Source organism: Streptomyces sp. NPDC059832 (assembly GCF_042731715.1).
GTDB lineage: Bacteria > Actinomycetota > Actinomycetes > Streptomycetales > Streptomycetaceae > Streptomyces.
The window spans coordinates 1-9,646 of sequence record NZ_JBHWIY010000078.1; the positions used below are offsets into that span (position 1 = coordinate 1).

A 9,646-nucleotide genomic window follows, 5' to 3' on the forward strand; every position below is an offset into this window, starting at 1 on the left:
TGCTCAGCCGAAGGCCGCCCGCATGTACGGCAGTTACTAGTCTGAGTGATCAAGTACGAGGACTCGTTCGGACCGCGAGGTTAAAGATCAAGCTAGGGCCTGTCTGATAAATGATCACCCGTGGGCTCAGAATGCCGGATGCTTGTTGAAGGAGGGTGGACACCGTCAGTCAGCGTCCCATCTTCCCCATGTCGGGCAATGACAACGAGGAGTGTCAGCGGTGTTGGAGACCTATCTGTCCTGGTACCGCGAGGGCCGGATGGACGAGTCCGAGTTCCGCTCGGTCACCGACCACTTGGCCCAGTCCGGGCTGACCGTCGAGCATCCGACGCTGGGCTGCGGGATGCTGTTGGACGTCGTGGGGGAGCAGGTGAAGCTACCAGTCGGGCGCATCCTGCAGCTTCTTGGCCTGTCAGTCGGGCCGCTCTGCATGCAGTTCTGGCTCTCGGCTGACACGGACGTGGTGTGCGATGTCAGGTACGTGGCGCCGGATACCCAGATCCTCACCTTCGTACTCGGCGGGCTGACCGAGAATGAGCGTGAGCAGGCCACCGATGCCATTCAGCGGCTGATCCAACGGGAGCTGGACAAGACTGTCGCGCTGCTCGTCGATCTCGGCAGCGAAACAGCGGACGAGGACGATGACGCGCTGGTCCTGTATGGCCGGCTGCCGATGGGCCCGCGCCCGGACCGAGTGCAGTTCCGGACGGACCGGCTCAGCGCCGTCCCTGCTGTTCTTGCTGGAGCAGAGGTGACGGATCTCGGCAACGGGCTGAGTGCAGTGCGCTGGTAATGATCACCTGGCTGCTTCGCGGAGCCAGAGGACGAGCGCTGCGAGGTGGAGTCCGGCCCGGTATCGGGTGGCGAGTTTGTCGAACTGTGTCGCGATGGCGCGGAACTGCTCGAGCCGGCTGAAGCAGCGTTCGATGACGTTGCGGGCTTTGTAGAGCTCACGGTCGAAGGCTGGCGGCCTGCCGCCGACCCGGCCACGCCGTACGCGATTGGCCTTCTGGTCGGCCCTCTCCGGAATTGCCGCCCGGATGCCCCGGCGCCGCAGGGTCAGGCGGATCGCCCGTGACGAGTACGCCTTGTCGGCGATGACCACGTCGGGCTTGCGGCGCGGCCGCCCGACGCCGGTCCTGGGTACTCGCAGTGTGTCCAGGACCGCATCGAAGGCGGTGGAGTCGTTGACGTTGCCCGGCGTGACGAGGATGGCCAGAGGCAGGCCCCGGCCGTCGCAGGCGAGGTGAACCTTGGTGGTCAGCCCGCCGCGGGACCGGCCGATCGCCTGGTCAGCCGACGCGCGTGCCGGATCTTCCAGCTCGTCCCCCGCCGGTGCCCCTTTTTGCGGGCGCCAGCGGCGTGCTGGTGAGCACGGTTGATCGTGGAGTCGACCGACACGGCCCACTCCACCGCTCCGACCGAGTCGTCGTGAACCTGGACCTCCTCGAGTAGACGGGCCCAGGTCCCGTCCGCCTCCCAGCGCGCGAACCGCGCGCGCCCGAATCGAGAAGCGACGCCAGCGCCATCGGCTTCGTGGCGAGTGACGGATATCGCCTGTCCCGAATGCGGCGCGGCGCCCGGAAACGCTGCAAGACTGCCAGCGGCCACCCGCATCAGACCCGAGTTGGACAGTTCCGCCGCCGGTTCCCCTCCGCCTGATCTCTCTGGCCGCTCGTCGCCAGCTGCGCTAGCGAAAGCGCCCGGCCGGGCGGAAGCCGTCGCCTGGCCGCGCCTGTGGGCGAGAGGACCCAAGAGGCTGGGCCCTCCCCGACGCGGACCGACCGCGCGGCCGCCCGGTACGGTATCCACCGGCTGGGCCTGCTTCACCACCGGTGATCAGCTTTTCATCCCAGCCCTCTGTACCCCGGATCAGCGCTCTGGCCCGGGGTACAGCCGTGTCTCCACCAGCAACGCCGCCTGATTCGGCACTCTGTGCGCATGACCGACGTCTTTGACCACGCGCCGCAGGTATGGAACGCCGCGCAGCTTCGCGCAGCGCTCAAGGACCTGCCCGACGACACCCCTATTCACATCGGTGTCGCCGAAGACCCTGGCGACTTCGGCGGGTACCGCGAATCCGTTCTCGTCGACGCCCACCACGTGGAGAACTGGTGGCCGGCCACTGGTGCCACGCCCGAACGGGCCGAGAAGGAGAAGGCGCTCACCCTCTTTGCCGACTGGACGCCCGGAGAGTACGACCTGCTCGATTGAACCTGCGAACCCGCGACGCCGGAGGCGACCGTTTTGCGAGGTTTCGGCGCGTCATTCGCATCCGATATTCGAACAGACGTACCCTTGGGGCGTGCCAAAATCCTTCCCCTTCCCACAAGATCTCCTCGACGCTCAAGTCCCCCTCGATGAGACCCGTGCCGCGTGCGAGGAGTACGTGAACGGGACCCGGCAGGACTGGGAGCAGTTGCACACGGACGCGTACGGCAATGTCCGCGCGGCGGAGGGCCGTCGTCTCCTGCGGTGCCCTGGTGACCTACCAGGTACGACCGCCGACCGCGGCTGGTGTGGGCCAAGCGCCGCTGGCGCTGTGACGAGCTGGCGTGCCGGCGTTGCTCGTTCACCGAGCCGGTCCCGCCAGTACCGCCACGTAAGAGATCGCGCGGATAGGTGCTCCGCGGCGACGAGCTTCCCGTGCCCAGGAAGCTCTGTAGAACGGGCCTACGAGTGAAGAGATGAGACGTCAGGCAGGTGCCTGAGCCGGGCGTCTCCGCCCTGGTAACGTTCACGGCATGTCTGCTGCTTCGTGTGCGGCCGCTTGCGCCGCAGTGACCAGGACGTCCCGCTAGCGGCGGGACGTTCGACTCACACACTCCTCCTGGACGTCCAGCCGCTTCGTGATCAGACCGGAGCGGCACGTTTGTGCTGCTCAGAACTTCTTCTGAGCGACGGAGCACCTGATGCTTCCAGGCATCCTTTCTTCCCGCGGGCACAGCCCGTCCCCGGCACGCGCATGGCTGATGCTGTGCGCGGTGTCCATGCTGCAGTTCTTCATCGCGGTCGACGTGACCGTGGTCAACATCGCCCTGCCCTCGATCGGCGCTGACTTCGACGTTGACGGGCACGTTCTGACCTGGGTCGTGGTCGGGTACACGGTCGCCGGTGGTGGGCTGCTGATGCTCGGTGGCCGGCTGGGCGACCTGCTCGGGCGGCGGCGCGTGCTGCTGCTCGGCACCGGCCTGTTCGGAGCCGCGTCGCTGCTGGCGGGCTTGGCCCCCACGTTTGCGCTGCTGGTGGTCGCGCGCCTGTTGCAGGGCGCCGGTGAGGCCATCGCGCTGCCCGCTGCAATGGCCACCATCGTCCTGATGTTCCCCGAAGGTCCGCGCCGGTCGCGGGCTTTGAGCGTGTGGGCGGCGGTGGCCAGCTGCGGTCTCGTGCTCGGATTCGTCCTGTCCGGAATCATCACCGCCCACCTCGGATGGCGGTGGATCTTCCTGGTCTCGGTCCCGTTCGTCCTGATCGTGCTGCTGGCCGCTGTCTTCCTGGTCGAGGGGGACCGGCCCGTGGCCAAGGACGCCCCGCGGCTGGACCTTCCCGGCGCGCTGTTGCTGACCGCTTGCCCGCTGCTGTTCATCTTCGGCGTGGTCGAGGCTGGTGAACCCGGAACGCCCGCATGGGTGGTCCTGGGGGCGCTGGCCGGGGCGGTGGCCGCCGGGTCCGGGTTCGTGTGTGTCGAGGCACGCTCGCGCAATCCGCTGCTGCCGCTGCGCTTCTTCGCCAACCGCACGCGTGTGGCGGCCAACCTGGCCACGATGCTGCTGAGCGGGGCGCTGTCGACCTCGTTTCTGCTGTTCACCTTCTATCTGCAGGACCGGTTGGGCATCGGCCCGCTCGGCGCGGGTCTGACGATGCTGCCTCTGGCCCTCTCGCTGATCGTTTTCTCCATGCTCGTGCCCCGCCTGCTGGGCCGGTGGGGAACACGCGCGTGCGTGCTCGCCGGCATCGGGTTCACCGCTGCCGCGATGGCCGCGATCGCGGCGATCGCGGCCCTGCGGGCAGGCGGCGTGACGATGATCCCGCCCATGTTCCTGATCGCGGCCGGGATGGGGTTCGGCATCGTGGGGCTCCAGTACCTCGCGGTCAGCGGCGTCACCGAGGAAGACGCCGGGACCGCCTCGGGCGTCCAGCGCGCGGCTGACCAACTGGGCGGTGCGACCGGGGTAGCAGTCTGTGTTGGGATCGGGTTCGCCCCGTCCTTGCACTCCTTCGATCCGTTCCTGGTGGCCACCCTGCTGGCCGGCATGGGGCTCGTGACCGGCGCGGTTGTGGCTTGGCGCATGCCCACGCCCGCTCCCACAGCGGACCTGCAGGAACAGGCCGTGTGACTTTCGCCCCGCAGGGGTGTGCCGCCATGACAGTCGGGGCGGCACACCCCGGCGGGACTTGCTGGTCAACGCCCTCTACGGCCGAGCGAAGGTCACGTGCCCGTCCTGCCCTCATCCATAACCGACCCGTTGTGGGACCAGTTCCAAGCCCTCCTGCCCAAGCGGGCAGTGGCCGCTCATCCATTGGGCTGCCACCGTCCCCGCATCCCCGACCGGGTCGTGTTCGACAAGCTCCTGGCCCGCCTCGTGCTCGGAGGCACCTATCAGCAGCATGCCGACCACACCTGCTCGGCAACCACGATGAGGGCTCGGCGGGATGAGTGGATCGCCAATGGCCTCTTCGAGCGGCTGCACCGGCTGGCGCTCGAGGCATACGACGAGGCCATCGGCCTCGACCTTGAGAATCTCGTGGTGGACGGTTGCATCGTGAAAGCCCTTGGCGGTGGCCAGCCCCTGGGCCATGCCATTCCCCTGACCCGGTAGGAGTTCAGCTCACGAGCGGCGCGAGGGCTCCAGGCCCGGCCGGATGCACTTCCAGGCCGCCGTCGGCGTTCAGCACCGGACGACGGCCTGGGTAGGTACGGCGCGCTGTCTCCAGGTCACGCTCGTCGAAGTCGCCAGCGAAGACGAGCACTCCGTGGAGGAGCTCCACCTTCTGCGCGGCGGTGGGCCACCGGGTGAGTACGACTTCCACAATCATGGGAGCTACCGGCGGCGGCAGGTCCGGTCCAGGCATGCGCAGCCTTCTCTCGATCGGTGGGCAGACGTTCCGTTACGGAAGTTGCCCCGCCTGATAGTGCTAGATCGCTTGCCGGGGAAAGGCACGGTCCAGCCAATATTCTGGTGCGCCAGCTTGGCGCGGCGTCGCAACCTGCCGGTCGTAGTCGCATCCTTCAAGGCTGGCGTGGACGCGCAAGTAGATGGGATCGTCCTGAGCGGCGTGGACCAGATGGCGTGACCTGGCAGAGACTCATTCAGACAGCGTGGGAAGACCGCCGGCCTCTCGGCCATGGTATGAATGGCTTGAGCTTTGACCACAGGTGACACAACTATCCCGAAACGGACAAGCTGCCGATTGGAGGGGGCCGTTGAAGAAAACGCGATTGGACCCGCCCGCGCTGGTGATCCTCGCCCTTGGTTGGACACTGATCACCGGCCTGTTCCTCGTCGGGGGCATCCTGATTTCTGATGCTGTGTACGAGCCTGGACGTCAGACGTTCCTTGGTCCGCTGTCGCTCGCCGTGGGCGCGGTTGTCGGATCTGTGTGGGCTTGGCGCAAAGCGAGGAAGATGCAAAACGCGTAGGTGCCCTCCCCGCTTCCCAGGGAGGGCACCTCAACTGCGCGCGGTTATCCGCAGGTGAGCCGCTTCTCAGGCCCGTACACGGACCCGCTGCCCACCCACTTGCCGTTGCTGTTCGTGAGCTGCCGCGTCTGCATGCGTCCGCGATACAGCTGGCTGCCCGCTCCCTTCGAGCACTTCCAGTACGGGTTTGCATTGGTGGCGGACGCGCCACTGAATTCGGCCGTGCCGACTACCATCATCTTCCAGACCCACAGGCCCCGATACTGTTCAAGATAGACGCTCAGCTTTATGGCACCCTTCTGATTGCAGACAAGGGCGCCGCTCACCTGCACCTTTCCGGAGTTGGTGTACGGCGTGTAGACGTAGGAGTCGCAGGAGGGCTTGGCTCGTGTCTGCATGACGGGCTGAGTATCGATCTTGCCGATGTCCCTGGCGTCGGCTGCTTCAGCCCACTTGACCACCGAGTCCAGCGCGGCTCGGGTCTTGGCGTTCGGGGAGTCCCACACGGTGAGCTGTCCCTTGGCGGACAGAGTGCTGACCATGGCGCCTGTGTCAGGGTTCACCGACGTCATAAGCTGCGAGCCGGAGGAGAGGGTGGACACCGCGGTCTCAGCGTCGGTGTCGGACAGAACACTTTGCGGAATGTCAGTCTTCGCGTCCACGCGGGTGACGGAGACAGAATTTTCGCTCCCTACGCCGAGATCGATCCTCAGGGACGTTCCGTTCTCGCCATAGTCCTCAGCGGAGGCGTCCCCGGCCGACTCCAGACCAGATACCTCCTCCAGCAGCTTGGTGAACTGCTGCACGCCGTCACTGGTGACGAGGGTGGGTTCCCCCTCCCGAGTCACGGACTTCGGGTCCGCGTTGCCCTCCTGAGCGTACTGCTCATCGGAGACGATCCGCGGGCCTCTTGGCGGGTCTCCACCATCCGCGCTGGCAGGTATGGCGGAGGCGAACAGCGTCACGCTGGCAGTGACGGATATCGTCGCGGCGGCGAGGCTGCTGAGCGTGCGGCGAGATGTGCTGTTCTGCATGCGCAGAACTCCTTATGGGATTGGTGGTGGGCACAGTCAACTGCCCCAACCCCATACACACAGGGGCCGTTGTGTACCCGGGCGGTCGAGATCAACTCCATCAAGGCCAGACACTTCTTCGCTGTGACGGAAGCCACTATTCCGCCTCGAAGTTTCCTTAATTCCCACACGCCTTATGCATAATAAGGCTTTGAAGATGTCGCAAATTGCTGTTGACCCGGGCTTACATGCCGGTTACTTATGTCGGGTCTCAGGCTTCGTCGACTGCTTCCAGCACTTGCTCGATCTGCTGGTTGGCCCGAGCCTGATTGCGATGAATGGCCTTGGCGTAGAAGCGAAACAGGACCGCGATGCTGTGGCCTGCCCGGCGTGCGACTTCGACCAGAGAGACGTGACAGGTGCGCCGTCGTCGAGAGTGATGCGCACCATGTGCCGGGTTCCTCTGCCGACGGTGTCGAGCTCGGCGGCGAGCCGGTCCTACGCGGCGGGCCTGCTGGATTTCGTCGTTCGGACCGTTGCGGGGCGCGCGGCCGGGTGATCTACACCCTCACCGACGGTCATCTGCGCCGCGTGGTGGATGAGGCCCTGAGCCTGGCCGATCATCAGCTCTCCCATCGGCCCCCGCACGACTGACGGGGAGCTCGTGGCCGCCCTACGGCTTCGGCTTACTCCTCCTCGTCCTCCTCCGGGCTGGCGACGGGCGGAGGGCGGAACAGACCTGGAAGCCGTCCAGACCGGGCGGCATCACGTACAGCACCATCGCGTCGAAAGCGGCCACGTCGGTCGAGGCGATCGCCTGGGGCCCGTCGGCGGCCGTGTCGACGGCGTAGCCCTCCTCGGTCAGGGCCCGTGCAGCAGGTCCCGCATCTTGGGCTCGTCCTCGGCCACCAGGATCCGCAGGCGTCCCGGGGAGACCAACCTTGATGTCATCCGAAGGTGGGAGGCCCACCTGGAGAACCTGGGGCACGACGTCGACGACAAGACCGACCCCGTCTCCGCCCGCTGGCACTCTGAACGTCAGTCCCGCCCGCCAGCATCACCGCTGATCTTCACCAGCAGCTACCCCTGACACAGGGCTGTCCGCGACAGCTGTCGCGGACCCGAGAAGCCACCAAGACATGGCGCTCAGCTGCGCGGCCATCACTCTGCCCCCGCTTGATCGAGAAATTCGAGAGAGTCGTGGGCCTGCCGGCCTGTGCTCAGCGGGCCGGCAGGCCCACGCTTGCTTGCTGCCCACCGGCGTGCAGGACGATGGAGTTGTGGGCGCGCAGAAAGAGGGCCAGGAGCATGTCGTCGTACCGGAACGGCTGCTGACCGCTGTCGGAGCCCGCGAGTTGACGGCCGGGCTGCGGGAATGTGGTGGGGTGAGCGACTCCGACTTGGCCACCCGTCCCTTTGAAGCGGGGCAGGGCAGCAAGTGGAGCCGGGCCCGGTCATGGAGTATCCACGCATCAACTGGGCCGAAGTACTTGATCTGATGGCAGACTCAGCTCGAACCAGACCACTTTGCCGCCTGCGAGCCGTGTCGCGCCCCACCGTCTGGCCAGCTGGTTCACGACCAACAGGCCGCGGCCGTCGTCCATGTCACGCGCCCGGCGTCGCCGGGGCAGCTGCGGGGAGTCGTCGCCGACCTCGCAGCGCAGGATGTCGGTGCGCAGCAGCCGCAGTGTCACCGGTCGCGGTCGCTCCGCGTAGCGCACCGCATTGGTCACGATCTCGCTGATCAGCAGCTCCACGGAGTCGGAGAGGTCGTCGAGGCCCCAGCGGCTGAGTGCGCGGCGGGCCAGCCTGCGGGCCCGGCCAGGTGCGGTCTCCTCGGGTTCGAGGTGCCAGTACGCGACATCGCTCGGTGCGATCCCGTCGAACCGGGCGGCGAGCAGCGCGATGTCGTCGTCCCGGTCACCCGGACCGAGCATGTTCAGGATGTCGTCGCAGAGTGCCTCCAGCGGCGGCGAGTGGTCCGGGCCGGCGAGTCTGCCGTTGGTGGCGAGCCGTTCGCGCAGCTGCTCGATCCCGGGCCAGACGTCCCGCAGCCGGGACTCGACCAGGCCGTCGGTGTACAGCAGCAGCGTGCCTCCTGCGGGCGCGTCCAGTTCGACGGCCTCAAAGTCCACTCCGCCGACGCCGATCGGGGCGCCGGGCGGTACCCGCAGCACTTCCGCGCGGCCGCCCTGGTGGAGCAGGATGGGTGGGGGATGCCCGGCGTTGGCGATGGCGATGCGGTGCGCGACCGGGTCGTACACCGCGTACAGGCAGGTCGCCATGCGGTCGCTGCCGAGCCGCTGGGCCTGCTCGTCGAGGTGGTGCAGCACCTCCTGCGGCGGCAGGTCGAGCTGGGCCAGGGTCTGCGCGGTGGTGCGCAGCTGGCCCATGATTGCTGCGGATGTCATGGAGTGGCCTATGACGTCGCCGACGACCAGGGCGACCCGGTTTCCGGGTAGTGGGATCGCGTCGTACCAGTCGCCGCCGACCCGGGCCGTCTCGGCGGCCGGGAGGTAGCGGAAGGCCAGCTGGCCAGCGGGCATTCGAGGCAGCGAGTCGGGCAGCATGGTGCGCTGGAGCTCGCCGGCGAGATTCGCCTCGTGCCCGTACAACACTGCCTTGTCGATACCGAGCGCGCTCTGGGTGGCGAGCTGGGCGGCGACCAGGAGGTCGTCCGAGTCGAAAGCCGGCCGCTCGGCTCCGCGCTCGAAGACGGCGGCGCCGAGAACACGCCGTCGGCCGCGCAGCGGAGCGAGGATCACCCGACGTCCGCTCGGTGCACTGCAGCCGTTGCCCAATAGTTCGGGCAGGGCGGCCTGGGCGACGGCTGAGTCTCCGAAGACGGGGCGCACACCACGCAGTACCTCGGCCAACGCGCTGCCGGTGGGTACTTCGCTTAGTGGTCGAGTTCGTAAGTCCTTCGGGGGTTGATCATGCTGCCAGCGCGACGGAGGATTCTTCTGGGTGATCGGCGGTGTGCCGGTCGAGC

At 67.1% G+C, this 9,646-nt stretch carries 7 protein-coding genes and 3 pseudogenes; 6 read left to right on the forward strand and 4 right to left on the reverse strand.

What is annotated here, in order from left to right; translation table 11 throughout:
- The first annotated feature begins 220 nt into the window (after positions 1-220).
- Entirely contained in the window at positions 221-793 is a 573-nt protein-coding gene (locus ACFV8T_RS44840) for a hypothetical protein (protein ID WP_385339505.1), read from the forward strand.
- Positions 794-796: 3 nt separating this feature from the next.
- Here the strand turns inward: ACFV8T_RS44840 and ACFV8T_RS44845 are convergent.
- Positions 797-1,494, reverse strand: a pseudogene (locus ACFV8T_RS44845) (IS5 family transposase); the annotation flags it as partial.
- A gap of 447 nt (positions 1,495-1,941) precedes the next feature.
- Here ACFV8T_RS44845 and ACFV8T_RS44850 point away from each other — a divergent pair.
- From ACFV8T_RS44850 to ACFV8T_RS44860, 3 genes and pseudogenes are all read left to right on the forward strand, one after another.
- Positions 1,942-2,214 carry a DUF6225 family protein gene (locus ACFV8T_RS44850; RefSeq protein WP_385339507.1) on the forward strand — a complete coding sequence of 91 codons (273 nt, stop codon included), beginning with the start codon at positions 1,942-1,944 and terminating at the stop codon, positions 2,212-2,214.
- Positions 2,215-2,984: 770 nt separating this feature from the next.
- A complete protein-coding gene (locus tag ACFV8T_RS44855; RefSeq protein ID WP_385339510.1) occupies positions 2,985-4,337 on the forward strand; it encodes an MFS transporter in 1,353 nt (450 codons plus the stop codon).
- 96 nt (positions 4,338-4,433) lie between these two features.
- Positions 4,434-4,796, forward strand: a pseudogene (locus tag ACFV8T_RS44860) (transposase); the annotation flags it as partial.
- Positions 4,797-4,824: 28 nt separating this feature from the next.
- On the opposite strand, the gene ACFV8T_RS44865 reads toward ACFV8T_RS44860, so the two are convergent.
- Both ACFV8T_RS44865 and ACFV8T_RS44870 read right to left on the reverse strand, forming a co-directional pair.
- The gene (locus ACFV8T_RS44865) at positions 4,825-5,037 is read right to left on the reverse strand and encodes a hypothetical protein (protein WP_385339513.1); all 213 of its coding nucleotides are present in this window, start codon (positions 5,035-5,037) and stop codon (positions 4,825-4,827) included.
- 648 nt (positions 5,038-5,685) lie between these two features.
- Positions 5,686-6,675, reverse strand: a complete 990-nt coding sequence (locus ACFV8T_RS44870; protein WP_385339516.1) for a hypothetical protein — start codon at positions 6,673-6,675, stop codon at positions 5,686-5,688.
- 190 nt (positions 6,676-6,865) lie between these two features.
- On the opposite strand from ACFV8T_RS44870, the gene ACFV8T_RS44875 reads away from it, so the two are divergent.
- Both ACFV8T_RS44875 and ACFV8T_RS44880 read left to right on the forward strand, forming a co-directional pair.
- Positions 6,866-7,213, forward strand: coding sequence for a hypothetical protein (locus tag ACFV8T_RS44875; protein WP_385339521.1), 348 nt, complete (start codon positions 6,866-6,868; stop codon positions 7,211-7,213).
- Positions 7,207-7,308, forward strand: a pseudogene (locus ACFV8T_RS44880) (transcriptional regulator); the annotation flags it as partial. The gene ACFV8T_RS44875 and the pseudogene ACFV8T_RS44880, both read left to right, overlap by 7 nt.
- 818 nt (positions 7,309-8,126) lie before the next feature.
- On the opposite strand, the gene ACFV8T_RS44885 reads toward ACFV8T_RS44880, so the two are convergent.
- Positions 8,127-9,646, reverse strand: a 1,520-nt coding sequence (locus ACFV8T_RS44885) for a SpoIIE family protein phosphatase (RefSeq protein ID WP_385339519.1), incomplete at its 5' end; no start/stop codon positions are given.

What these genes read in the sequence shown, in the direction of transcription:
- ACFV8T_RS44850 (WP_385339507.1), top strand. Translation starts at nt 1,942, where the DNA reads ATGACCGACGTCTTTGACCACGCGCCGCAGGTATGGAACGCCGCGCAG.
- ACFV8T_RS44865 (WP_385339513.1), bottom strand. Translation starts at nt 5,037, where the DNA reads ATGATTGTGGAAGTCGTACTCACCCGGTGGCCCACCGCCGCGCAGAAG.
- ACFV8T_RS44870 (WP_385339516.1), bottom strand. Translation starts at nt 6,675, where the DNA reads ATGCAGAACAGCACATCTCGCCGCACGCTCAGCAGCCTCGCCGCCGCG.